General features: G+C 33.4%; 25 protein-coding genes, 2 other RNA genes and 4 pseudogenes. 15 read left to right on the top strand and 16 right to left on the bottom strand.

What is annotated here, in order from left to right:
- The first annotated feature begins 127 nt into the window (after positions 1 to 127).
- Positions 128 to 694 carry a phosphoribosylglycinamide formyltransferase gene (purN, locus tag OPR48_RS01130; RefSeq protein WP_265026218.1) on the top strand — a complete coding sequence of 189 codons (567 nt, stop codon included), beginning with the start codon at positions 128 to 130 and terminating at the stop codon, positions 692 to 694.
- On the opposite strand, the gene OPR48_RS01125 is transcribed toward purN, so the two are convergent.
- The 4 genes from OPR48_RS01125 to ribF form a co-directional block, all read right to left on the bottom strand.
- Complete coding sequence (locus tag OPR48_RS01125) at positions 688 to 2007, bottom strand: M16 family metallopeptidase (RefSeq protein ID WP_265026217.1); 1320 nt, start codon at positions 2005 to 2007, stop codon at positions 688 to 690. The genes purN and OPR48_RS01125 overlap by 7 nt on opposite strands.
- Positions 1994 to 3334 carry a M16 family metallopeptidase gene (locus OPR48_RS01120; protein WP_265026216.1) on the bottom strand — a complete coding sequence of 447 codons (1341 nt, stop codon included), beginning with the start codon at positions 3332 to 3334 and terminating at the stop codon, positions 1994 to 1996. Before OPR48_RS01120 ends, OPR48_RS01125 begins: the two co-directional genes overlap by 14 nt.
- 114 nt (positions 3335 to 3448) lie before the next feature.
- Positions 3449 to 3925, bottom strand: a complete 477-nt coding sequence (gene lspA / locus OPR48_RS01115) for a signal peptidase II (RefSeq protein ID WP_265026215.1) — start codon at positions 3923 to 3925, stop codon at positions 3449 to 3451.
- Positions 3922 to 4854 (bottom strand): riboflavin biosynthesis protein RibF, encoded by a 933-nt coding sequence (gene ribF / locus OPR48_RS01110; protein ID WP_265026214.1) that lies wholly within the window; start codon positions 4852 to 4854, stop codon positions 3922 to 3924. Before ribF ends, lspA begins: the two co-directional genes overlap by 4 nt.
- Positions 4855 to 4922: 68 nt before the next feature.
- Between ribF and grxC the strand changes: the two genes are divergently transcribed.
- Together grxC and OPR48_RS01100 are read left to right on the top strand one after the other, a co-directional pair.
- Entirely contained in the window at positions 4923 to 5273 is a 351-nt protein-coding gene (gene grxC, locus OPR48_RS01105; protein ID WP_265026213.1) for a glutaredoxin 3, read from the top strand.
- Positions 5274 to 5392: 119 nt separating this feature from the next.
- Positions 5393 to 6265, top strand: a complete 873-nt coding sequence (locus OPR48_RS01100) for a hypothetical protein (protein ID WP_265026212.1) — start codon at positions 5393 to 5395, stop codon at positions 6263 to 6265.
- Positions 6266 to 7070: 805 nt separating this feature from the next.
- Here OPR48_RS01100 and OPR48_RS01095 read toward each other — a convergent pair.
- The gene (locus OPR48_RS01095) at positions 7071 to 8090 is read right to left on the bottom strand and encodes an IS4 family transposase (protein WP_265026211.1); all 1020 of its coding nucleotides are present in this window, start codon (positions 8088 to 8090) and stop codon (positions 7071 to 7073) included.
- A gap of 51 nt (positions 8091 to 8141) precedes the next feature.
- Here OPR48_RS01095 and OPR48_RS01090 point away from each other — a divergent pair, with 51 nt between their 5' ends.
- The 4 genes and pseudogenes from OPR48_RS01090 to OPR48_RS07320 form a co-directional block, all read left to right on the top strand.
- A complete protein-coding gene (locus OPR48_RS01090) occupies positions 8142 to 8303 on the top strand; it encodes a hypothetical protein (RefSeq protein WP_265026210.1) in 162 nt (53 codons plus the stop codon).
- Between the two features lie 24 nt (positions 8304 to 8327).
- A complete protein-coding gene (locus OPR48_RS01085; protein ID WP_265025723.1) occupies positions 8328 to 9284 on the top strand; it encodes an IS5 family transposase in 957 nt (318 codons plus the stop codon).
- A complete protein-coding gene (locus OPR48_RS01080) occupies positions 9281 to 9403 on the top strand; it encodes a hypothetical protein (protein ID WP_265026209.1) in 123 nt (40 codons plus the stop codon). Before OPR48_RS01085 ends, OPR48_RS01080 begins: the two co-directional genes overlap by 4 nt.
- 593 nt (positions 9404 to 9996) lie before the next feature.
- Positions 9997 to 10146 (top strand): annotated as a pseudogene (locus tag OPR48_RS07320) (DnaJ domain-containing protein); the annotation flags it as partial.
- 812 nt (positions 10147 to 10958) lie between these two features.
- Here the strand turns inward: OPR48_RS07320 and OPR48_RS01070 are convergent.
- The 3 genes and pseudogenes from OPR48_RS01070 to OPR48_RS01060 all read right to left on the bottom strand — a co-directional run.
- Positions 10959 to 11837: pseudogene (locus OPR48_RS01070) on the bottom strand (bifunctional folylpolyglutamate synthase/dihydrofolate synthase); the annotation flags it as partial.
- Positions 11838 to 12109: 272 nt separating this feature from the next.
- Positions 12110 to 12583, bottom strand: a pseudogene (locus OPR48_RS01065) (bifunctional folylpolyglutamate synthase/dihydrofolate synthase); the annotation flags it as partial.
- Entirely contained in the window at positions 12580 to 13170 is a 591-nt protein-coding gene (locus OPR48_RS01060; RefSeq protein ID WP_265026207.1) for an MlaC/ttg2D family ABC transporter substrate-binding protein, read from the bottom strand. The pseudogene OPR48_RS01065 and the gene OPR48_RS01060, both read right to left, overlap by 4 nt.
- Positions 13171 to 13279: 109 nt before the next feature.
- Here OPR48_RS01060 and ssrS point away from each other — a divergent pair.
- From ssrS to OPR48_RS01045, 3 genes are all read left to right on the top strand, one after another.
- Positions 13280 to 13441: non-coding RNA, 6S RNA (ssrS, locus tag OPR48_RS01055), on the top strand.
- Positions 13442 to 13460: 19 nt separating this feature from the next.
- Complete coding sequence (locus tag OPR48_RS01050) at positions 13461 to 13922, top strand: type II toxin-antitoxin system RatA family toxin (protein ID WP_265026206.1); 462 nt, start codon at positions 13461 to 13463, stop codon at positions 13920 to 13922.
- Positions 13923 to 13975: 53 nt separating this feature from the next.
- Positions 13976 to 14662, top strand: coding sequence for a DsbA family protein (locus OPR48_RS01045; protein ID WP_265026205.1), 687 nt, complete (start codon positions 13976 to 13978; stop codon positions 14660 to 14662).
- 29 nt (positions 14663 to 14691) lie between these two features.
- Here OPR48_RS01045 and OPR48_RS01040 read toward each other — a convergent pair whose 3' ends face one another.
- A complete protein-coding gene (locus tag OPR48_RS01040) occupies positions 14692 to 14970 on the bottom strand; it encodes a DUF2671 domain-containing protein (protein WP_250295262.1) in 279 nt (92 codons plus the stop codon).
- A gap of 258 nt (positions 14971 to 15228) precedes the next feature.
- Here OPR48_RS01040 and OPR48_RS01035 point away from each other — a divergent pair.
- A pseudogene (locus tag OPR48_RS01035) lies at positions 15229 to 15875 on the top strand (O-methyltransferase).
- A gap of 1 nt (position 15876) precedes the next feature.
- On the opposite strand, the gene OPR48_RS01030 reads toward OPR48_RS01035, so the two are convergent.
- The 4 genes from OPR48_RS01030 to OPR48_RS01015 all read right to left on the bottom strand — a co-directional run bounded on the left by OPR48_RS01030 (position 15877) and on the right by OPR48_RS01015 (position 18005).
- The gene (locus tag OPR48_RS01030) at positions 15877 to 16530 is read right to left on the bottom strand and encodes a glutathione S-transferase family protein (protein WP_265026204.1); all 654 of its coding nucleotides are present in this window, start codon (positions 16528 to 16530) and stop codon (positions 15877 to 15879) included.
- Positions 16527 to 16715: a hypothetical protein gene (locus OPR48_RS01025; protein ID WP_265026203.1), complete on the bottom strand. Its 189-nt coding sequence runs from the start codon at positions 16713 to 16715 to the stop codon at positions 16527 to 16529. The genes OPR48_RS01030 and OPR48_RS01025 overlap by 4 nt, the downstream gene beginning before the upstream one ends.
- Entirely contained in the window at positions 16712 to 17668 is a 957-nt protein-coding gene (locus OPR48_RS01020) for an IS5 family transposase (protein ID WP_265025454.1), read from the bottom strand. The genes OPR48_RS01025 and OPR48_RS01020 overlap by 4 nt, the downstream gene beginning before the upstream one ends.
- 70 nt (positions 17669 to 17738) lie before the next feature.
- Positions 17739 to 18005, bottom strand: a complete 267-nt coding sequence (locus tag OPR48_RS01015) for a WPE palindromic element domain-containing protein (protein WP_265026202.1) — start codon at positions 18003 to 18005, stop codon at positions 17739 to 17741.
- Positions 18006 to 18063: 58 nt separating this feature from the next.
- Here OPR48_RS01015 and ffs point away from each other — a divergent pair.
- From ffs to OPR48_RS01000, 3 genes are all read left to right on the top strand, one after another.
- Positions 18064 to 18163: signal recognition particle sRNA small type (gene ffs, locus OPR48_RS01010), an RNA gene on the top strand.
- A 15-nt stretch (positions 18164 to 18178) separates the two neighbouring features.
- Positions 18179 to 19780, top strand: coding sequence for a DNA polymerase III subunit gamma/tau (gene dnaX, locus OPR48_RS01005; RefSeq protein ID WP_265026201.1), 1602 nt, complete (start codon positions 18179 to 18181; stop codon positions 19778 to 19780).
- 21 nt (positions 19781 to 19801) lie between these two features.
- Positions 19802 to 20116, top strand: a complete 315-nt coding sequence (locus tag OPR48_RS01000; RefSeq protein WP_320109942.1) for a YbaB/EbfC family nucleoid-associated protein — start codon at positions 19802 to 19804, stop codon at positions 20114 to 20116.
- 257 nt (positions 20117 to 20373) lie between these two features.
- On the opposite strand, the gene OPR48_RS00995 is transcribed toward OPR48_RS01000, so the two are convergent.
- The 3 genes from OPR48_RS00995 to OPR48_RS00985 are packed head-to-tail and all read right to left on the bottom strand — an operon-like array spanning position 20374 to position 21636.
- Positions 20374 to 20532 carry a hypothetical protein gene (locus OPR48_RS00995; protein ID WP_265026199.1) on the bottom strand — a complete coding sequence of 53 codons (159 nt, stop codon included), beginning with the start codon at positions 20530 to 20532 and terminating at the stop codon, positions 20374 to 20376.
- A 34-nt stretch (positions 20533 to 20566) separates the two neighbouring features.
- Positions 20567 to 21523 (bottom strand): IS5 family transposase, encoded by a 957-nt coding sequence (locus OPR48_RS00990; RefSeq protein ID WP_265025454.1) that lies wholly within the window; start codon positions 21521 to 21523, stop codon positions 20567 to 20569.
- Positions 21508 to 21636 (bottom strand): hypothetical protein, encoded by a 129-nt coding sequence (locus OPR48_RS00985; protein ID WP_264735964.1) that lies wholly within the window; start codon positions 21634 to 21636, stop codon positions 21508 to 21510. The genes OPR48_RS00990 and OPR48_RS00985 overlap by 16 nt, the downstream gene beginning before the upstream one ends.
- Before the next feature lie 384 nt (positions 21637 to 22020).
- Between OPR48_RS00985 and OPR48_RS00980 the strand changes: the two genes are divergently transcribed.
- Positions 22021 to 22722: a P44/Msp2 family outer membrane protein gene (locus OPR48_RS00980; RefSeq protein WP_265026198.1), complete on the top strand. Its 702-nt coding sequence runs from the start codon at positions 22021 to 22023 to the stop codon at positions 22720 to 22722.
- Positions 22723 to 22746: the final 24 nt, after the last annotated feature.

Below are 22746 nucleotides of genomic sequence, written 5' to 3'. Positions count from 1 at the left end.
CCAGTGAGGTCCAAAATTAGAGGTCCACTTATATAAAGAGTTTAGTCTGCCTTCTTTGCTATAAAATAAGTTTTCCTTTTGAGCTGTTTTGTTAGTATTAACTAAATTTTAAATTAACTGTGCTACAATGAAAAAGATAAAACTCGGAATACTAATTTCAGGCAGGGGATCAAATATGCAGGCCTTGATAGAAGCATGTCAAGATCAGAATTTTCCCGCAGAAGTTGCATGTGTTATCACAAATAATAGCGAAGCTGCTGGTCTGAAAACAGCAGAGCAAGCAGGAATCCCAGCGTTTGTTGTTAATAATAAACCACTTGATGCTGATAAAATTCACAAAATACTTGTTCAACATAAGGTTGATTTAATTTGCCTTGCAGGGTTTATGAGAATTCTCAAAGCTGATTTTCTGAGTAAATGGCATAACAAGGTTATAAATATTCATCCCTCTTTACTTCCGTCTTTTAAAGGTCTAAACGCTCAAGAGCAAGCTCTAAAAGCAGGTGTAAAAATTACAGGTTGTACTGTACATTATGTCACTCCTGAAGTTGATGCTGGAGCCATAATTGCTCAAGCTGCTGTGCCAGTGTTACCAGCTGATGATATTCAAAGCCTTTCAGAACGCATTCTAGCTGAGGAGCATAAGTGTTATGTAGAAGCAGTAAGATCAATAGCAGAAAGTATTCATTATTGACTTTGAGTGTTTTTTCCAACTTCAACAAAAAATAAATTTTCGGGTTCCAGTAAAGAACTTGCCAGTTCGTTTACTTCCTCTAATTTAACATCATTAATGATATTCGCATAATTATTTATAAGGTTAACATCACGATCATTTATCTGCATATTATCGAGCAGCATTGCTGTATTTGTGTTATTGGACAGGAGAAGGACAAGATTATTTACCAAGCCAATTTTTGCATCCTTGAACAATTGTTCGTCAATTCCTTCTTTTTGAACCTTGCTCAGCGTATCTTTTATTGCTGATACTGATTGACTGGCAGTAGAACTATCAGTATTAATACTTCCAGCTATAACGTTCCCATGTTTATTGGTAAGAATACGTGCATTAACACCATAAGTAATACCTAAGTTCTGCCTCAGTTCTTTCATTAATATTGAATTCAATCCCATGCTACCAAGTGCATTAATCAAGACACTAGCGTTATAATAATTAGGATCTTCATAAGCTATACCTTTTTGAGCAAAAAGTATCACACTCTGTGGTATATCCATAAAAATATTTTTACTTTCTGCAGAACCAAAATTATTTTTTACAGGTATTTTTCTAACTTTCGATCTTTTTGATGGTAATTTAGATAAATATTTATCTAATAATGTAATAGTTTCTTCTTTTTTTATGCAACCAACAACACTGATAACTATGTTATCTTTAGCAAAATTGCGCTTTATGTATGTTAAAACATCGTCTCTAGTAATATTTGTTATAGTATCAAGAGTTCCATATTCACTTTTTGAGTAAGGGTGCTTTTTAAATAACAACGTTCCCAATTCTTTTTTAGCAACAAAAAAAGGATTTTTTTCAAGATTATTAAAATCAACTTTGGCTTTCTCGAAAACTCTATTCAACCCTTCAGAGTCAACTTTAGGACGCGTTATAGCGTCGCTAAGTAGTGAAACACCTTCTTCTAAATTCTCAGACAGAGTGTTCAACGAAACTCCAAACGTTTCTAAACCAGCACTAAAACGTAGACTAATCCCTTTATCTTCAAGCTTTTTCACAAAACCTTTGGCATCATTTTTTCCTGCCCCTTCTTGAATTACAAGAGAAGTAAACCAAGTAAGTCCCTGTTTTTCTGCATTTTCATGTGCATAACCTGCATCTTTAAACGATATATTAAGTGAAACTTTTGGTAAATCGTGGCTTTCAACGAATAGAAACTTAAACCCTTTACGGGTAGTAACCTCTTCTATATTTAAGTTACCACTTGCTTGTAAATTAAAGCTTAGGCAGAAAAAAAATAGAAGTACAAATTTACTTATTCTCATTATCATCTCCTTTTGGTAATAAACGGCCAATTAACTTATTAGCAGAAAAGATAGTACGAATTTTGTTATTTACATCCTCTAAATTAACATCATTGATTTTGCTATATGAAATATCTATTTCATCAAGTGGAATACCAAGTGCGAGGCGTGGCACATAAAACATTGCTATATGAGTTAAGTCAGATAGATTATCAAATTGTGCTACTTTGTATCTATATTTCGAGCTTTGCAACTCCTCATCCGTTATTCCTTTAGACATGAAGTTATTAATAGCATTATCTAACTCTCTTTCAACAATATCTAAATTAACTCCGCTTTTTGGAATTATTTCAATATCAATGTAGCCATCACTAAAAGTTAAACTATTGTAATAAGCAGATACTGATACTGCCACATCTTTATCTAAAACCAAATCTTTATACAGTTTGCTGGATTTGCCGCCACCTAAAATGTCAATCGCTAAATGAGCAGCAGAGGCTTCATTTATGTGCTCAAATAAGGGAACACGATAACGAAAATATAAAACTGGTTCTTTTACTTCAGTGCTCTCTAAAATCACCAATAAACCTGCATTATGCACTGGATCTTGATTTGGGTAATGCCTAATTACTGCCTTAGACTTAATGTCACCATATTTTTCTTCTGCTAGCTTCACTACTTCATCAAATTCCACATCACCAACAATCAGTAATATTGCATTGCCGGGGTGATAATAGTTATCATGAAACCTCGTTATGTCATCTTGATTGTAAGTTTTGATATCGCTCTCCCAGCCGATAACAGATCTACCATAGCCAGTACGGTAAAATGCACTATTCATTTCTTCCCATAACAAGTTGTTAGGATGATTATCAAATATCATTTTTCTTTCTTCCAGTACAATGTTTTTTTCTCTATCTATTTTGTCTTGAGTAACATTAAAGCTGCCCATTCTATCTGCTTCAACTTCCATTGCAAGTGGTAAATCTTTTTTTGGGACCAACTCAAAATAACAAGTATATTCTTTAGTGGTAAATGCGTTAAATTGAGCCCCAATGCTACTCATAGTGGCTTCTATATCTGTGAACTTCCCTGTAGTTTCAAACATTAAATGTTCAAAGTAGTGAGCCAATCCTGCTTTGCCGATTGGATCATCCATTCCCCCAACTTTATATATCACTGCATGTAAAACGGCTGGAATCCGATGATTAGGAACAACATAGACATCTAGTCCGTTACTGAGTTTAGCATGTTTTATGTCGTGCTCTATGCTTAAAGCCTTCAAAGAAATTGGATAAGTAAAAAAAAGTGCAGGTAGTATAAGAAAACTAAAAAGCTTATGAAGCATTATTTCGACCTAATATAAAAACAATTATTTTATTCCTCATTGTTGTTTGAAAATAAACATATCATATGTATACCACTTATATAGCGATGTCAACATTATGTAAACATAATTATTTTATTCCTCATTTTGTTTAGAAATAAGCATATCGTATATATAACACTTATATAGCAATGTAAACATTCCACAAACTATAGATAAATCTGCTAAATTAAAGGCTGGCCAATACCAATCATCAATATGAAAATATATGAAATCATATACAGCTCCCCAGTAGATCCTGTCAACTACGTTTCCGATTGCTCCACCAATCATCAGAGAAAAACCAAGGTAAGTTGACTGATCATCAGACTTGTATATCAAGTATGCAAGTATACCAATTATTAGTATTGAAACTGCTGAAAAAAAGAAACCGCCATGTGGTAAAGCGCTACACATTCCAAAACTAATACCTGAATTCCAAACTTCAACTAGCTTTATAAAGCTAGTGATCTCAATTGATTCTCCTTCATCAATCAATGAGTTTATGTACGATTTGCTCGTTTGGTCAATCAATACTATAATTAATATAACAATTAAGCATAACTTTTTCATAAATTTGCCTTTAACCTACAAACTTTAAGTATATCATAATTTATCTGTTTTGTTAACTCCTCAATACTATGGAATTTTTTTTCTGACCTTATGAATTTTAAAAGTTGTATGTTGACTTTATGATTATATACGTCTTCATCAAAATCGAATATGTGCATTTCTATTATGGGCTTTTTCAGATCCTTAAATGTAGGTCTCATACCAATATTGACTACTCCATATAACCAATTTGGGTTATTATCAGAAAACATCACTTTAGCGTAATATGTACCAAATTTTGGTTTTATCATGCAATCTTCTATAGGAATATTTATGGTTGGAAATCCTATTTCTCTACCTCTACATGCACCTTTTGTCACAACACCAGAAACTTGATAAGGTCTGCCGAGCAATTTATTAGCAATTTCTGTTTCGCCCCTCTGTACATACTCCCTTATTGAAGAAGAAGAGCAAATTTTGCCGTCAATTATTAATGGCTCTAATTTAGTCAAAGAGTATCCATATGTTTCAGAATATTTCTCTAGAGTTAATATATCACCCAATCGTTTATGACCAAAAGTGCAATTTTCTCCGACAATTATGTGTTTAGCGCCATATTTATCTATTAAAATCTTACTGATAAAGTCATCGCAGCTAACCTCAGAAAAACCTCTATTAAAATTAATAATATACAAGTAATCTATACCATAGCTGCTGATCAGTTCCTTTTTTTGTTCTTGGTCTATTAACCTAAAATTGTTTCTACCAAATAAAACAGTTGATGGGTGAGGCTCAAAAGTTAAAACTGCGGAGGGTAATCCTCTTTCTTGTGCTACCTTCTTTAGAGTGGAAATTGCAAATTTATGTCCTAAATGAATGCCATCGAAATTTCCGAAGGTCAGTGCTATATTATTTTCTATCCCTTGCTCACAATTATAAATAATTTTCATACAATTTGATGTTTTTACATGTTTCTTATATATAATAACTATATTTTAGTAAGCTACGGAGATAAATTGTGAAAAATACTAAAGGAAAAGTTATAATATATGTAAAGCAGCACTGCCCATTCTGCAAAAAAGCAAAAGAGTTGCTGGATAAAAAAGGTGTGAAATATGAAGAAATCGATGTGCTCAAAAACTCAGATCTATTTAACGACATAAAATCAAAGTATAACGTTAGAACAGTTCCACAGATTTTTATCAACGATAAGCACATTGGGGGGTGTGACAAATTGATGGATCTTGAAAAAGAAGGAAAGTTGGATGATATGCTAAATAATAATGACAATCACATTGATGTCACAACCTACACAAGTAGCAATGACGAATATGAAGAAGGCGTTGTACTACGCGATGATTTTATATAATTTTTATCTCGCTTTCATTGTCATGTAATGCACGAGTGAAAAGCTAGTATGCTCACTTTAAACAATTCTTAATGAATTAAAAATACAATTCATTTAGTGAGTTTTTTTAGTGGGAAAAAATGACAAAAAATATTTCAATTATTAGCAGAAACTTAATTAGTATCGAATTAGTTAACAAACAAGATTTAGAGAATTTCATCAAGATTTTCACAGTGCTTGATAAACATATAGCAGCTAAAACACTTTTTACAGAAGAAGTGAGAATAGAGTATAAGCAGCACAACGGCATAGAAGTTGTTGAATTGCTAAAAGATACAGACTTTACATATCATGAGGTTGAAAATGTATTGAACCACCTGAGTAAACATGGAATGAAGGTGCCCAGCAATGTTATAGCACATACCCTTTTTTCTGCATGCAATCACGCACTTGAATCTAAGGATGTAGCATTTTCCTTTTCTGAAGGATTTTCACAATTTAACATCAGAGTAAATAAGAATACCTTTATAATAACTCCTATGAGTGAAGAGAATTTGGAATTGAATTCACAAAATAGCAGAACGCTTATAGAGTCATTAAAGAGCGAAAAAAGTATTTATGATTGTATAGTAGAGGAAAATACTATTAAAGTTATAGTGCATTCTGAAATACATCAAGCTATAAATTTGATTATAAAATCACTGATAAAGTCCCGCCTTTTAGCAAAAGAGGAAGAAGGAAAATTCAAAGAGAAATTGAGACAACTTGCTTTTAAGGATCAAGCTTTTGTTGAGTATTCTAGCGTCAGAACCATCAATAGGTATCCACATAATCATCCTCTGAGGAAGCATGAAAGTGTTACTAAGGATATAGAAAATATTTTATGTGATTTCATAACAAATGAGAACAGCGAATTTGCTATAGAGCGGTTAAATAGGCTGAGCTCAGCAGTTTCTCCGGATACTCCAAGAATCATCACTAAAACTATAGATAAACTTATTAAGTTTCACTAAGGTATACGAGAGCCAATAGATTTCTTGCATTACCTTTTGTCATCCAAGTAGCCAAGCTACTTGGTTCTTTTTTTGGGTTCCAGCACTATGTACATAGCTGTACAAACATTGTAGCCGTTATTCAGTAGCCCGCAGAAACGAAAAACTTACTTGACAAACTCCGCTAGCCCCCTTATCATAACAGTGAAGCTATTGTATTTGCTTTCGCCAATCTGCAGATTAAAAGGTAAGGATTACTTAATGTATCGGCGTCTTATGTTCAATTTTTTGCAGTATATAGATACTGTATGTCTTTACAAAACTTCATCTACATCTAGATTTTTATCTAAATAAGCTGAACGCGCTTATAAAGCGTTACAAGACATCAAAAAATGCCAATACTCGACAAAGATAGTAAAGGACTAGCTAACTCGGGGTTTCTTTGCCTTTTTTTCTGCTTGGTAAATTTCTTAAACATTTGCAGCGTAGGTTAGTTGCAATTAAAAGCAGCTTAATCTCGCTTGTCAAGCGTTTAAAACATAAAAAACGCCAATATTTTAAAGCGGATAATAACCACGGGGCTTCTTTTGCCTTTTTTTTCATTTGGTAAATTTCTTAGTATTTATAGCTAACATGAACTGGGCAGGAAGGTGTCATCCCAGTGCCCCATAAGTGTTGAAAGTATCAAAAATAACGTGATATGAGATGATCAACGGCATGTAAATTACCTCCCGACAGTAAAACAATCGAACGTATAAAAGAGTCATTTAGATCCAATGTGAATTGCAGTAATGCTATTTTGAACCCATGTAGATTATTTTTGATTTTATAAACAAGAAATAACAAAGCCGATCATGTAAATATACACCTTCATGCCATTCATAGTATGGCTTAAAAAGTGCTTATATCCAAGATTTTGCTTTATAAATTTAAAGAACACTTCTATATCCCATCTGCGCCTATATAGCTCTGTTACTTCATAAGCTGGCATTTCAAACAAGTTTGTCAAAAACCATATTTCATCTCCAATTTTATTTCTGATTTTTATTAGCCGTAGATCATGCTTTTCTGCCACTTTACCTCGTGCACGATAAAGATTAACTATTATATCTTCTAAAATCTCTGATCCATCCGATTTTTGTTCTCTTATAACTTTGTTCCTGCTTATAACATCATGTTTTCTTCCTACTTTAACTCTTGTGATAAATTTGTACTCCTTTTCATCAAATTCGGCAAAAGTTCCAACTTTTCTGATTCCTCTATCAAATAATAAAATATCCTCTTTTTCAACTTTAGCTTCATTAATTGCTCTCACTAATGCTATATCTTCACTACTTTCTTCTTGTCCTTTACAAAATCTTATACTTGTCGGCAATTGATCCTTTAATCCTACACTCACTTTAACTTGACTGTCGTTACTTTTACCGCCTATTTTTAGCCCATCTTTTATGAGATATCCCGATAAATTTATGATCGTCGAATCAAATTTATGTAAGTTATTTGATGTTTTTTGGGGTAATAGCTTTTTAATCTTGCTCATCAAATCAATATATACTCCCTTAAAATATTCTGGATTTATAACTTTTAACCTTTTTGACAAACCACTGTATGTTACTGTACTTTTATCGCTATTCTTATCCATTATACACCTGTTTATTACCATTTCTAGCGCTCTTAGGCTTGTTTTTTGCCCCATTAATATTAATTTCATTAGACCTTTAAATATAATCTTGCCCAACAATTTAGTATTACATTTATCTACTTCACTTAATTTTCCTAGCCTTTCTAAATCCTCATCTTTTATTAAATTTAGTACTCTTTCTATTTGATCCATTATTGCCTCCATTTTCTTGCAATAATAGTTCTTTATGTCTTTTTTGTGTTACTTTCAACACTTATGCCCAGTGCCCCTATGATGTCATTCCAGCGCGTGACGCTGGAATCTAGTTCTTATTGTACATTTACTTGGTGTAGAGTTAAGTTTCCTGGATCCCAGTGGGCTTTGTTGCATAGCAACCGAAAAAATCTGGTGGCTACTGACAAAATTCATTATAAATAACCATTTAACTGTTGAAGAAAAAATATGCCACAGAAAATGAAAGTCAGTAACCAAAATGAATATAACAAATTTCTCCAGGAAAGAGGAAATATTTTTCATTATATCAATGAAGCCATAGAAAATTGGTATGAAAATAGTCCAAAAATGCAAGGCGGCAACTATATTTACAGTGATAAAGTTGTGATTTTGGTGCATATAATTGTCAATCTTTTTAGAATTGGTTTAAGACAAACGGTGGGGTTTATAAAAGGATATATGCAACAAATAGGAAGAGATTTAGCAGTTATCAGCTATTCACAAGCATCAAGAAGGTTTAAGAAACTTAATATTAAGATCAATGATTGCAGAATTGATAAAAATAATATGGAAGACATCGAAATTGCTATAGATAGTACAGGTATCAGCATTTACAACAATACCCCTGGTCACAGCAAGGAAAATAGCGCTAACAGAAAATATCGTGGCTATGAACAGACAAGAAAATTGCATGTAATGTTGAATATAAACAGCAAAAAAGCCATAGCTGTAAAATACAGTAACGGTGTCTACTCTGATCACTATGGAGCTTGCGATTTGCTTAAAGAAGTTAATTTTCAGCATGTCATAAAAGCACTATATGCAGATAGGGCATATGATAGGCACAAGTTTTACAAATTGTGTCACGAATATGATATAAAGGCAAAAATTCCACCAATAAACAATGCGGCAGAACATCCAGAAATAGATTATATGTCTGACAGAAATGCTGCTATTAGGTTAATAAAATTATACGGTGAAGATGGCGTGAAAGAATGGAAAAAAGAAGTAAATTATGGGAAAAGATCTTATATTGAAGGGTTTTTCTCAAGATTAAAGCAAATATTTGGATTCAGCTTTAGGAATAAATCCGAAGTAAATCGCGAAAAAGAATTGCTGATTAAGTGCTATTTGCTTAATCAATTTACTGAAATTGGTATGGCTAAATTTGAAATGGCTACATGATATTTATCGTAAATTACTACCAGTATAAGGTGCGATGCAACAAAGCCATCCCAGTGTCTGGGCACTGGGATGACAAAAAAGGGGCTACTCGGATGACAAAAAAAGGAGCACTGGAATGACAGGAGAAGGAGGCGCTGGGATGACAAGAAAGGAGCACTGCCATTATAGAGTGAACCAGTGTCAGCTACTCGGATGACAAAAAAAGGGGCACTGGGATGACAGCTACCCTGACAACCTTCATCCCGCTGCTTGTTAGCCGGTATCTAGAGATACCGTGACGGTATGACGGTTTGCGGCGGTATAGTAACTCGTCATCCTGCTGCTTGTTAGCGGCTAAGAGATACCGCGGCGGTATGACGGTGTAGATGATGGGTTAAGTATCCCGCTACGTGTTAGCGCCGCGGCGTTATGACGTAGAAGCTATACTTTTATACTCACCAACTCAGTTTGCTTGCTTACAAGTAAACTGCAACCCTAAATGTTGGAGCACTGTCGTACACTAAGCGCTGTAATGACAATTTTAGTCGCTTCATACACTTATCATGCTAGTCATAACAGAAATAATTTTTACCAGAGATATTTATGAAATTATTGACATAGTTTGGAAATATGTATATTATAGAACATTAATAGTTAGTTAATTTGTAGGTGTAATATGGCTAGAAAGATTTTGAATGAAAATGAGTATCACGCTTTTAAGCGGTTGTTTTTAATGTTTGGTATTCAGAAGAAGGATGTGGTAAATTCTGGCATTGAGAATATTAATAAAAAGTTTAGTGAACAATATCGTAAATTATCGTTAAAATATCACCCAGATAAAAACCCAAACAATAAAGAAGCGGAGGAGAAATTTAAGGTTATTGCATTAAATAAGCCATTTTTTGAAGAATTTATAATAGAGCCGTTGGAGAAAGGTCTCAATAAAAGAAATAATTTAATAAAAGAATTACTCGGTAAGTTGTGGAGTCGCAGTTATGAAGAATTGCAAAAATACTTAGATGATAAGCACAGAAATAAACTCTATAATAAGCAGCAGTCAATTGACAATAATGTAACTGCTTATTCAAAATATTCTTTTTATTCATATCTCTTAGGAAGGCTTTTAGTATTCTTCACATCAATTGCATTTTTAATCATTAATGATATTTCTTGTAATGTACCAATAGCAGTAGGTTTTCTTGCTCCCTTGTTAGCAGGATTTATTTTGAGTTCAGCTATCAAGAGCATTTATACTAGAAATGGAAAAGAGTTTAATAGTCAGACTGATATTTTATCGTTGTTTAACTTTGACCAAGAATGCGAAAATTTTTCAAAGAGTGATAGGACTAAATTAAAGTGGCTAAAAAATTCATTGATTTTGAGCAACATAATCTGTACACCTTTAATGTTTTTCGGTGTGGGATTAGATTTAGTTGCCAATGGTTTTGGTATAACTAACTCTATGATGTTATCCGGCTTATTACTTTCATTACCATTCACGCTTTTAATTGTTACTTTACCTGTTTTAAATGCTGCAAGTAATTATATTCTCAAAAAGACGACTATAAATTCAATTGAGGAGCAATTTAAAGGTGATGGTCCACTTGTAGAAGTTGATGACGAACAACCAAGCAGTACTATGAGCAATCAAAGTTATTTCCCCATCGGTCAGTTAATGCTCACATATCATCAAAGTTAGCTATTCTCCATAGCGAAGTCTCTAGCTAGGAACAATGAGCCACAGATTAGTATGGTTTTGACGTTTTGGATAGAGGCTTTTAATATGTGACTTAATATTGCATCGCCAATTGATTTACATTCAACTGCCTTTATTTCTATGTTATTGGCTTTTTCCCTAATCAAATTTGTATTTGTTGCTTTAGGTTCAGACTTAACACAAACCGCACATAGTAGTTTGATATATGGTTTTAAGTGTTCTAAGAACTCTTCTACATTTCTGTTACGAGTAACACCAAAAATTATATAGATACCTTCAGCAAAGTTATCTCTTACCCACTGAGATAGCACTCTAGCACCATCATTATTGTGCGCACCATCTAAAAATAATTGCCAATCTTTTGGTAATAAAGAAATTAAATTGCCCTCTTTTATACGCTCCAGTCGTGCAGGCCAATAGGTATGCTGTAAACCTGAAGTGATATCCTCTTCTCCAATGTCAAATCCATATTTTCCACTCAAAATGCTACATGCTGCAATGGCGTTTCCTGCATTGATTATTTGGTGATCACCCTTTAAAGACGGCAAAGGAAATTCTATTGATTGAATAGCTGATTGAAAAACCATTTTGTTGTTCTTTTTTTTGCAATTCCATTCAAAGCCTCCTCTATATAAAGGAGATTTCTTATTTATTGCATGGAATTCTAGTGTATTCATTATAGACTTTTTTTGTGGTGCTATTACACAAGGAATATTAGGTTTCATTATTCCAGCTTTTTCACCTGCTATGGTTTCTACAGTAGGGCCAAGATATTCTGTATGATCAAGTGCAATGGAAGTAATGATTGTTAAAATCGGATTATCTATAACATTTGTTGCATCAAGCCTTCCACCCATACGGCTTTGTTGCATCGCTAGCTATGATGGATTAAAGATAAAAAAGATGGAGAATATCAGTAGCTTATTATTCTGGTATTTATAACAAGAACGGTCAGTGAATACCTAAATTTGAGTAAAAGAAATTTCACTACCACTCACTAATCCGGCTAAAATTCAAGAATTTCAATGCTTTAGCTATTTTCAATAGAATTAAGTTTATTAATATAAATAATAAATTACTATTCTTAAATTTGATCAGATTGATTGCAAAAAAACAAGATTTTCAATAGGTTGCTTATAATCTTAGCTATAGTTAGCCTTTCATAAGTAGCGATGCAACAAAGCCCACCCATACCCACTTCAACTAAAGTTATATCGGCTTTATGGCGAGAAAAAGCTAAAAAAGCTGCAATAGTTGCAGCTTCAAACAGAGTGATAGGTTGTTCTGCAATTACGGCACGGCATTCTTCTAACAAGCTATATAATTCATTATCGTCGATATAACTGCCTGCAATAACTATTCTTTCATTAAAATTCACCAAATGTGGAGAAGTGTATGCGTGTACCTTATACCCTGCTGCTTGCATTATATATCTTATAAATGCTAGTGTTGAGCCTTTCCCATTAGTTCCAGCTATATGAATTACGGGAGGCATTTTTTTCTCGGGGTTATCTAGTTTGCTAAGAAAGCCTTTTATGCGATCAAGAGAAAAATCATTCGGCCTGCTACCAAGTGGCTTAGGCCAATGAGGCATATATATCATAGATTGTTATTACATTTTAATTCATCTATCACACTTGCTATGCCATGTGTGTCGATTTTTTCACTAAATTGAGAACGTTGATTAATAGCAATACTTATTCCACTCATTACAACATCACTTATCAAGAAAGAACTGTTATTTTTAGTAACTTTAAAATCAATATTTGTAAATTCTTCATCACCATAAGAGAACCTTGTACCAATTAAGCAAGTTTCATCGTCAACTGCTTTTGCACTCATTATGATCATTTCACTATCATGCATGTATTTATATAAAATTTTAACGCACAAACGCGTAAGATACACTTCATACTCTCTTAAAAAATCTTCTTTTTCTTTTTGTTTAACTAAAGCCCAATGTTTCCCTATAACGAATTGCGATATTCCTTTGAGGTTAACATTATTCTGAATGACCTCCTGAAGCTTTTCGTGTACATGCTCTAGGTTTTTTCTATTTCCTTTTGTAGATATACCATCCACTTGTTGCTTCATAGTATGCACAAAAATTTTGTGATCTGTACAATTAGTATAAGCACTTGAAGAAATTACAATAAAAACAATAATGATTAAAACTTTAGTAATATTCATAAGATAAACTATAATACTTAAAATGCAAAATTTAATAAAGATTAAATAATAATCGCTGACTTTAATATACCTATAGACATGCCCTGTGTAAATCATCTATAATTCAAGTAGGGGTCTGTGCTATGCGTTATGAGTTAAGTTAAATTTCCCGAGCGATAATTTCTAGAGAAGGGAATTGCCTCTGCTGGTTTCGTTGAAACTAATATGCGATGCCCACCTTAACTTCAGGTCTCAGGAATCTACTAAGGCTGACGGTAGATACGGATCCTTTTTTGGTTGGTACTAAATTTATGCTTTATCAATACAGAGAACAAGGTACCTTCCTATGTTCGCCTAATGAAGTATTCAAAATTGTAATTGATGTTGAAAGGTATCCTGATTTTGTTCCTTGGTGCAAAGCCGTTTATATAAAAGAAAAAATTAACAACCAAATGGTTGTGGATCTCCTCGCAGCTTTTCATGGAATTAAAGGAAGGTACACATCAGAAGTAACCTTTCTTTCTCCAAGTGGAACAAATGAAGGTTGGATAAAAGCTGTATCATCAAATGGAATATTTAAACATCTATACAATGAATGGCAATTCATTCCCATAGATGAAAATAAAACTATGGTAAAGTTTTATATAGAGTTTAAGTTTAAGTCCAACTCATTTTCCACTTTATTAAACTCAGTATATAAATATACACAAAGTAAAATAATTGCTGCATTTAAAGATAGGGCTGAAAGCCTTGCTAAACAAAAGTTATCTTGACATTATTAATATAAATATGTAATTTTTTTAGTAAGTTAAGTGTTTGTATTGTAATGATTTTTAGACTATTGTTTTTACTAATTCTTATGAGTGTTGATTCTTATGCAGTTGTTAACCAACATATTCAAAAAGAAACTAATGAAATAACATCAAAAGAGTTACTATCACTATTACCTGATGATAAATTATTAGGAGATCCAAAAGCACCAATTCTAATGATAGAATATGCTTCATTAACTTGCTATCACTGCTCTCTTTTTCATAAGAATGTTTTTCCTAAAATTAAAGAGAAATATATAGATACAGGTAAGATGTTATATATATTTCGTCATTTTCCTTTGGATTACAGAGGGCTAAAGGCTGCAATGCTAAGTCATTGCTACGAAAAACAAGAAGACTACTTTAATTTTAACAAAGCTGTTTTTAACTCAATAGATTCGTGGAATTACTCCAATTTGAGTGATTTGACTTTACTACAAAGAATTGCTGCACTAAGCAACTTAAAGCAAGATGCATTTAACCAATGCATTAATGATAAGAAAATGATGGATAAAATCATAAATGATAAACCACTGGCAATTAATAAACTTGGTATCACAGCCACTCCAATATTTTTCATCAAGCTCAACGATGGTAAGTCATATATAGAGCATAATAAAGTTAAACATGAAGGGTATAAAGAGCTGAAATACTTCACTAACGTAATAGATGAATTATATGGAAAAGCTATAGTGAAGTAATACCACTGTAGCTTACCATATAAAAGACTCTATGCTGAGTCATTGTTTTTCACTACTGTTTGTTGTTTTTTACGCTCAAACTCTCTTTTTTTACTGTGCCAAGTGTAGTAATACATAGCGATTTTATTCTCTATTAATATTATTGTCCCATCATAAAACTGAACCATATCCATAACTTTTTTCTGAGCTTCATTAAAACGTTCTTTATACTTTTCACGATAAGCTGGATTATGTAGTAACATAACCCCTTCATTCTTGTTAGATTTTTTGTTTAACGTTTCAACTTCACCAGCAATAGTATAAGACATATAACCCCCTCTAATTGATTATAAAAATTATATTTTAAAAAGAGAAATGCACATAAACAATCCCTTTAATTCTAGCATAATAATCGATTGTTTATTATACTAATTAACTATAGTACAATATATAATAATTCTTGTCACTTAAAATTTTATACTATGAAATAATAACTTAAAATAAATGTTTTTATTATTTTAAACTATATTATTATATTTATAAATTGTGTATGAATTAAGCCTCCCTAATTTATAATATAAAACGTAATGCGTAATAATCTTAGTACAAAATTGTCATACATAAGAAATCTATTTGCAAAAGAATATAAAACAATAGAAGAGTATTGTATTCTTGAAAAAAAGCAACATATTCAGATTGGCCCTGAAGAAGGAAAGCTATTAAGTTTATTTATAAAAATCCATAAAATCAAAAGTATTGTTGAGATTGGCACGTTATACGGTTATTCGTCAATTTGTATGGCAAAAGCTCTACTGAAAGACGGTCATATATATACAATAGAAAATAATCCTCAACACTCAAGAATAGCAAAAAAAATTTTAGTGCTTTTAATCTAAGTGATAAAATTACTCTAATAGAAGGCGATGCACTGGAAAAAATTAATGAATTATCAGCAAAGGCACCATTTGACATGATATTTATCGATGCTGACAAAAGCAGTTATCCTAAGTATTTAGATTGGGCAGAGTCATACATTAAACGAGATGGGCTAATCGTTGCAGATAACACTCTACTGTTTAACACAGTATTTTTAGAATCGCCTCCAAAAGAAGTATCAGAAAAATCATGGCATGCTATGAGGGAGTTTAATAATAGATTATCAGATGAAAAGAAATATTTCTCTATATTGATTCCAACTGATGAAGGAATGACTGTAGCTTTAAAGCTAACATAAGTTAAAAATCAAGGTCAGCATAATGTTTAGGAGGGGTTAACCCGGAAACTCTCTCTAATAATATTTCGCGAAAACAAGGCCTTGATTTAACAATGGAGTACCATTCTTTTAAAATTTTACTTTTTTCCCATGGAAAACTACTTACATAATCCATTACGGAAATATGCGATGCTAAAGCAATATCAGCTAAAGTGAACTTATCAGTTGCAAGCCAAACGTTCTTGTTAATTAAGTGTTCGATGTATTCCATATGGCAAGGCAGGTTATGCTGAGCTGCATGAAGAAATCTAGAGTCAGGGCTGCGGTTAGTAATTACTTTTTCATTCATAATATACTTAGTAACTTCATTGTAAAATTTGTTATCGAACCAATTGATTAGAGCGCGTATTTTAGACTTAATAATAGTGGATGAACCAAGTAATTTGACGTCGCTATTGTAAGTCTCTTCTATATATTCACAAATGGCATTACTATCCACTATTACAAAGTTATTATCTATTAATACTGGTACTTGCCCGGTTGGATTGATCTCCATAAATTCATTCCGCTTTTCCCATGGATTTTCATGTACTAAATCACAGTTCAATTTTTTTTCTTTCAAAAGCACTCTAACTTTTCGTGAAAACGGACAAAGAGGAAAATGATATAAAATCATAATATTCCTCTTTTGTTATCCCAATATCCTTTTTTTGTTACTCTATGGCTTGACCTACAACTGTACGAACTTTCTTTGTAGTCCACAGAAGTTTGCGTAGCAGGTGGTGTGATGCAAGTAGCTGACACTGGAATGGCTTTGTTGCATCGCACCTTATACTGGTAGTAATTTACGATAAATATCATGTAGCCATTTCAAATTTAGCCATACCAATTTCAGTAAATTGATTAAGCAAATAGCACTTAATCAGCAATTCTTTTTCGCGATTTACTTCGGATTTATTCCTAAAGCTGAATCCAAATATTTGCTTTAATCTTGAGAAAAACCCTTCAATATAAGATCTTTTCCCATAATTTACTTCTTTTTTCCATTCTTTCACGCCATCTTCACCGTATAATTTTATTAACCTAATAGCAGCATTTCTGTCAGACATATAATCTATTTCTGGATGTTCTGCCGCATTGTTTATTGGTGGAATTTTTGCCTTTATATCATATTCGTGACACAATTTGTAAAACTTGTGCCTATCATATGCCCTATCTGCATATAGTGCTTTTATGACATGCTGAAAATTAACTTCTTTAAGCAAATCGCAAGCTCCATAGTGATCAGAGTAGACACCGTTACTGTATTTTACAGCTATGGCTTTTTTGCTGTTTATATTCAACATTACATGCAATTTTCTTGTCTGTTCATAGCCACGATATTTTCTGTCAGCGCTATTTTCCTTGCTGTGACCAGGGGTATTGTTGTAAATGCTGATACCTGTACTATCTATAGCAATTTCGATGTCTTCCATATTATTTTTATCAATTCTGCAATCATTGATCTTAATATTAAGTTTCTTAAACCTTCTTGATGCTTGTGAATAGCTGATAACTGCTAAATCTCTTCCTATTTGTTGCATATATCCTTTTATAAACCCCACCGTTTGTCTTAAACCAATTCTAAAAAGATTGACAATTATATGCACCAAAATCACAACTTTATCACTGTAAATATAGTTGCCGCCTTGCATTTTTGGACTATTTTCATACCAATTTTCTATGGCTTCATTGATATAATGAAAAATATTTCCTCTTTCCTGGAGAAATTTGTTATATTCATTTTGGTTACTGACTTTCATTTTCTGTGGCATATTTTTTCTTCAACAGTTAAATGGTTATTTATAATGAATTTTGTCAGTAGCCACCAGATTTTTTCGGTTGCTATGCAACAAAGCCCACTGGAATCCAGTTCTTGTTATACAATTGCCTAGTGCGCTCATTTACAGTTAAGTTTTCTGGATCCAAGTAGTCAAGCACTGGGATGACATCCTTTTCGGTAAAAATTGCTCTTATATCACAACATTCATACAGCTGTATGCCTAGGCACTGGGATGACATAAATAAACATTGGAGTGACAATCTTGTAGTGACTTGCATGGCAACTAACTTTTTGTTTACTTCAAAATAGCACTGTAAAAAATTTAACATATCAAATTATAGAGCTAATATAGGATATACCTTGCTAAATAAAAAAAAAAGTATAATATTTTATAAGGTATGCAGGCAAAAACTCTGTAATTTGGTCAGATCAGAAATGAAGCAGCCATATCAGAACCTTTTTGGGTTGCATACCTATTTCATTATTTGTTTTATCCGAGGCTATGAATATAGCATTAAAACATCGTCCTAGTAGCTTTAAAGATCTAGTAGGTCAAGATATATTAGTGCGTGTATTAGAAAATGCTTTTACTTTAAACAAAATCCCACAATCTATACTGCTCTCTGGTAGTAGTGGAGTTGGTAAAACTACCACTGCAAGGATAATAGCTTTATGTTTGAATTGTTCTCTGGGGCCAATTTTTGAACCTTGCGGATCATGTGAAAACTGTCTAGCAATAAAAAATTCAAGCCATCCAGATGTAATTGAAATCGATGCAGCAAGTCACACTAGCATTGACGATATTAAAGTAATCCTGGGAGATATTTGCTATTCACCTATAAGCTCTAAATTCAAAGTCTACATTATAGATGAAGTACATATGTTATCCAGCAGCGCATTTAACGCATTACTTAAAACCCTAGAAGAGCCACCATCTAGTGTAAAATTCATTTTAGCAACTACGGAAATAAAAAAGATACCGATAACTATTATTGCACGTTGTCAAAGATTTGATTTACACAACATTCCTGTAGCTAAAATAGTGGAACGTTTAAATGATGTTGCACAAAAAGAGAGTTATTCCATTGAAAAGGGAGCATTAGAATTAATTGCACGACACTCTGGAAATTCAATGCGTAACGCCTTGTTTTTGATGAATCAAGCAGTGCTATATAGCAAAGATGGTGCAATATCCACTAAAAACGTGACAGACATACTTGGCCTAGTGGATAAAGATATTATATTCGATCTATTAGGAGCAATATTAGAAGGTGATTTACAGAAAGCTCTATCAGTGTTTGACAAGGCGATAAAAACAGCAAACCCACTTAGTATTTTTGAAGGTCTATTGCAAACAATTCAGTTAGTATGCCGTTTTTTAATTACGAAAGAGATTGATAGTGCAGTTACAGAGCATGAAAAGAATAGGATAAAAGATTTAAGTATAAAGAGATCTTTAATATTTTTTTCGAGATTGTGGAAGGTGTTGCTTAAAGGTATTCAAGATATAAAAACTTCAACATGCAACGATGTTGCTGCTGAAATGATGTTAATTAGCCTCTGTTATCTTTCTGATCTGCCTTCTCCGGAACAGGTGGTCAAAAAAATTCTTTCGCAGAATGCAGAGCAAGGAAATAGACAGGGCAGACCTGTTGCACCTTCCCCCTCTGTCATCCAAGTAGCTGACTACTCGGATCCAAAAAAATATGTGGAAAGTAAACAACAACCCCACTCTGTCATCCCAGTGCGTGACACTGGGATCCATGTAGAAAATAAACAACAAAATTACGATTTTGACAAAGTTTTGCAACTATTACGGCGGAGTAACCAAATTTATCTTTACAAACAACTGTGTAATAATCTACAATTAATAGATTGTAAACCTGGGTATTTAAAATTAAAAGCTGTATCTAAGTTGGATAGTAATTTTTGCAATGATTTAAAAAATTACTTAAACCAGGTGACTCAGCAGGAGTGGGTTATTACAGTTGATACGGGTTATATAAACAGGGAAGTGAGTAATTTAAATTATGCACCTGCAGTTAAGGATGTACTTGACACGTTTAAAGGTGCAAAAGTAGTTAATATAGAAAATAAGGAGTAAGTTGTGGATCTTAGTCAAATAATGAAACAAGCGCAAGAGATGCAAAAAAAGTTTGCAGAAGCTCAAGAAAAATATATTGGAAAAGAGTTTCAAGGTATTTCTGGTGGCGGCAAAGTTTCTGTATTAGTGGAAGTCATAAAAATAGGTAGCTATAAAGCTAAGAAGGTGAACATAGACTTAGAACTTATGAGAAATGAGGAAAAAGATATAGTAGAGGATTTAGTGACAGCAGCGTTTAATGATGCCGTTAAAAAAGCAGAAGAAGATATGGCAAATGCAACTTCTGATCTTGCAGGTATGATGGGTTTACCACCTGGATTTAAACTTCCTTTTTGAATTTACTACTGAAGTTTCTTTTAGTGTAAGTATTTCTTTTTTAATATTTCTAACGCCAGTACTTCTTCATATAATGCACCTATAGCTAGCACAGCCCTATGTCATACCGCCGCGGTATCTCAGCCGCTAACAAGTAGCGGAATGACGAGGTTATCGTCTGCTGCCACGAACCGTCATACCGCGATTCATTCGCGGTATCTCATCCGCTAACACGTGGCGGAATGACAGCAGTCCTACGTCATACCGTCACGGTATCTCTAGATCCCGCTAACACGTAGCGGGATGACGGTTGTCAGGCTAGTACCTTCCCCTGTCATCCCAGTGCCCTGACTACTTGGATCCAGGAAACTTAACTTTAATGAACGTGTCAAGTAGGCTGCATAATAAGGACTAGATTCCAGTGGGCTTTGTTGCATCGCACCTTATACTGGTAGTAATTTACGATAAATATCATGTAGCCATTTCAAATTTAGCCATACCAATTTCAGTAAATTGATTAAGCAAATAGCACTTAATCAGCAATTCTTTTTCGCGATTTACTTCGGATTTATTCCTAAAGCTGAATCCAAATATTTGCTTTAATCTTGAGAAAAACCCTTCAATATAAGATCTTTTCCCATAATTTACTTCTTTTTTCCATTCTTTCACGCCATCTTCACCGTATAATTTTATTAACCTAATAGCAGCATTTCTGTCAGACATATAATCTATTTCTGGATGTTCTGCCGCATTGTTTATTGGTGGAATTTTTGCCTTTATATCATATTCGTGACACAATTTGTAAAACTTGTGCCTATCATATGCCCTATCTGCATATAGTGCTTTTATGACATGCTGAAAATTAACTTCTTTAAGCAAATCGCAAGCTCCATAGTGATCAGAGTAGACACCGTTACTGTATTTTACAGCTATGGCTTTTTTGCTGTTTATATTCAACATTACATGCAATTTTCTTGTCTGTTCATAGCCACGATATTTTCTGTCAGCGCTATTTTCCTTGCTGTGACCAGGGGTATTGTTGTAAATGCTGATACCTGTACTATCTATAGCAATTTCGATGTCTTCCATATTATTTTTATCAATTCTGCAATCATTGATCTTAATATTAAGTTTCTTAAACCTTCTTGATGCTTGTGAATAGCTGATAACTGCTAAATCTCTTCCTATTTGTTGCATATATCCTTTTATAAACCCCACCGTTTGTCTTAAACCAATTCTAAAAAGATTGACAATTATATGCACCAAAATCACAACTTTATCACTGTAAATATAGTTGCCGCCTTGCATTTTTGGACTATTTTCATACCAATTTTCTATGGCTTCATTGATATAATGAAAAATATTTCCTCTTTCCTGGAGAAATTTGTTATATTCATTTTGGTTACTGACTTTCATTTTCTGTGGCATATTTTTTCTTCAACAGTTAAATGGTTATTTATAATGAATTTTGTCAGTAGCCACCAGATTTTTTCGGTTGCTATGCAACAAAGCCATTCCAGTGTCAAGCACTGAAATGACATGGTGAGGCGTCATCCTGCTGCTCCTTTCTTGTCATCCCGCGCGGAATAATTAACCGTCATACCGCGATTCATTCGCGGTATCTCATCCGCTAACACGTAGCGGAATGACAGCAAGTCCTACGTCATACCGTCACGGTATCTCTAGATCCCGCTAACAAGCAGCGGGATGACGAGGTCTTTCGATAGTAAATCTTACCTGTGTTAGCTATACCAAAAAATCAAAAGTCGTGTAACTCTATTTATTCATTAATAAAATCTTTATCTTCTCCTAAAAATTAGTTAAAATGTAGAATATTTTGTGTTATTAAGTTAGCACTTGACTTAACTTTAGTTGTTACTTAGACTGCTAAAGTGGAATTTTAATTTTTTTTTACGAGGACAATTATGCATTATAAAAAGTTTTTTTCAGCAGCCGCTTTAGCAACGTTGCTAAGTTTATCAAACTCTGCTTTCTCAGATCCTGTTGGTCCAATAAGTGATGAAGAAACTAGCTACTACGTTCGTTTGCAATACAACGGTGAAATTTTACCTCTTTTCACAAAAATTGATGGTGTTACAGGTCTTAAAAAGAGCGCTAACGATAAAACCGACACTACTGATCTGTACACAGCTTCTTTTATGGCTGGTGGTGGTGCATTTGGTTACAAAATGGACGATATCAGAGTTGATGTTGAAGGGATTTATTCACAGCTAAATCAAGATACTACGGTAACTGGAACTTCTGTCCCAGCAGGAGGAATTGCAAAGAACTTAACAGCAATTTCAGGGCTAGTTAATGTTTATTACGATATAGCAATTGAAGATATGCCTATCACTCCATATGTTGGTGTTGGTGTTGGTGCAGCATATGTAAGCAATCCTTTAGCAACAAAAGTTACTGATGGTAAAGCCTCTGGATTTGGTGTTGCTTATCAAGCAAAAGCTGGTGTTAGTTATGATGTAACTCCAGAAGTCAAACTTTATGCTGGAGCTCGTTATTTCGGTTCTTATGGTGCTAACTTTGGTAAGACAGCTAAAGACGATGCCGGAATCAAAGTTCTTTACAGCACTGTTGGTGCAGAAGCTGGAGTAGCGTTTAATTTCTAGTCTATCTCAGTCTTGTTATCCCAG

Source organism: Wolbachia endosymbiont (group A) of Bibio marci (assembly GCF_947251645.1).
GTDB lineage: Bacteria > Pseudomonadota > Alphaproteobacteria > Rickettsiales > Anaplasmataceae > Wolbachia.
Note: the sequence above shows the minus strand (reverse complement) of the source record. Positions and strands in the feature narration are given on the sequence as shown.

Coding starts and splice junctions, on each gene's coding strand:
- purN (WP_265026218.1), top strand. CDS start 128: ATGAAAAAGATAAAACTCGGAATACTAATTTCAGGCAGGGGATCAAAT.
- OPR48_RS01125 (WP_265026217.1), bottom strand. CDS start 2,007: ATGAGAATAAGTAAATTTGTACTTCTATTTTTTTTCTGCCTAAGCTTT.
- OPR48_RS01120 (WP_265026216.1), bottom strand. CDS start 3,334: ATGCTTCATAAGCTTTTTAGTTTTCTTATACTACCTGCACTTTTTTTT.
- lspA (WP_265026215.1), bottom strand. CDS start 3,925: ATGAAAAAGTTATGCTTAATTGTTATATTAATTATAGTATTGATTGAC.
- ribF (WP_265026214.1), bottom strand. CDS start 4,854: ATGAAAATTATTTATAATTGTGAGCAAGGGATAGAAAATAATATAGCA.
- OPR48_RS01100 (WP_265026212.1), top strand. CDS start 5,393: ATGACAAAAAATATTTCAATTATTAGCAGAAACTTAATTAGTATCGAA.
- OPR48_RS01095 (WP_265026211.1), bottom strand. CDS start 8,090: ATGGAGGCAATAATGGATCAAATAGAAAGAGTACTAAATTTAATAAAA.
- OPR48_RS01090 (WP_265026210.1), top strand. CDS start 8,142: ATGCCCAGTGCCCCTATGATGTCATTCCAGCGCGTGACGCTGGAATCT.
- OPR48_RS01085 (WP_265025723.1), top strand. CDS start 8,328: ATGCCACAGAAAATGAAAGTCAGTAACCAAAATGAATATAACAAATTT.
- OPR48_RS01080 (WP_265026209.1), top strand. CDS start 9,281: ATGATATTTATCGTAAATTACTACCAGTATAAGGTGCGATGCAACAAA.
- OPR48_RS01060 (WP_265026207.1), bottom strand. CDS start 13,170: ATGAATATTACTAAAGTTTTAATCATTATTGTTTTTATTGTAATTTCT.
- OPR48_RS01050 (WP_265026206.1), top strand. CDS start 13,461: ATGCTTTATCAATACAGAGAACAAGGTACCTTCCTATGTTCGCCTAAT.
- OPR48_RS01045 (WP_265026205.1), top strand. CDS start 13,976: ATGATTTTTAGACTATTGTTTTTACTAATTCTTATGAGTGTTGATTCT.
- OPR48_RS01040 (WP_250295262.1), bottom strand. CDS start 14,970: ATGTCTTATACTATTGCTGGTGAAGTTGAAACGTTAAACAAAAAATCT.
- OPR48_RS01030 (WP_265026204.1), bottom strand. CDS start 16,530: ATGATTTTATATCATTTTCCTCTTTGTCCGTTTTCACGAAAAGTTAGA.
- OPR48_RS01025 (WP_265026203.1), bottom strand. CDS start 16,715: ATGATATTTATCGTAAATTACTACCAGTATAAGGTGCGATGCAACAAA.
- OPR48_RS01020 (WP_265025454.1), bottom strand. CDS start 17,668: ATGCCACAGAAAATGAAAGTCAGTAACCAAAATGAATATAACAAATTT.
- OPR48_RS01015 (WP_265026202.1), bottom strand. CDS start 18,005: ATGTTAAATTTTTTACAGTGCTATTTTGAAGTAAACAAAAAGTTAGTT.
- dnaX (WP_265026201.1), top strand. CDS start 18,179: ATGAATATAGCATTAAAACATCGTCCTAGTAGCTTTAAAGATCTAGTA.
- OPR48_RS01000 (WP_320109942.1), top strand. CDS start 19,802: ATGAAACAAGCGCAAGAGATGCAAAAAAAGTTTGCAGAAGCTCAAGAA.
- OPR48_RS00995 (WP_265026199.1), bottom strand. CDS start 20,532: ATGCAACAAAGCCCACTGGAATCTAGTCCTTATTATGCAGCCTACTTG.
- OPR48_RS00990 (WP_265025454.1), bottom strand. CDS start 21,523: ATGCCACAGAAAATGAAAGTCAGTAACCAAAATGAATATAACAAATTT.
- OPR48_RS00985 (WP_264735964.1), bottom strand. CDS start 21,636: ATGTCATTTCAGTGCTTGACACTGGAATGGCTTTGTTGCATAGCAACC.
- OPR48_RS00980 (WP_265026198.1), top strand. CDS start 22,021: ATGCATTATAAAAAGTTTTTTTCAGCAGCCGCTTTAGCAACGTTGCTA.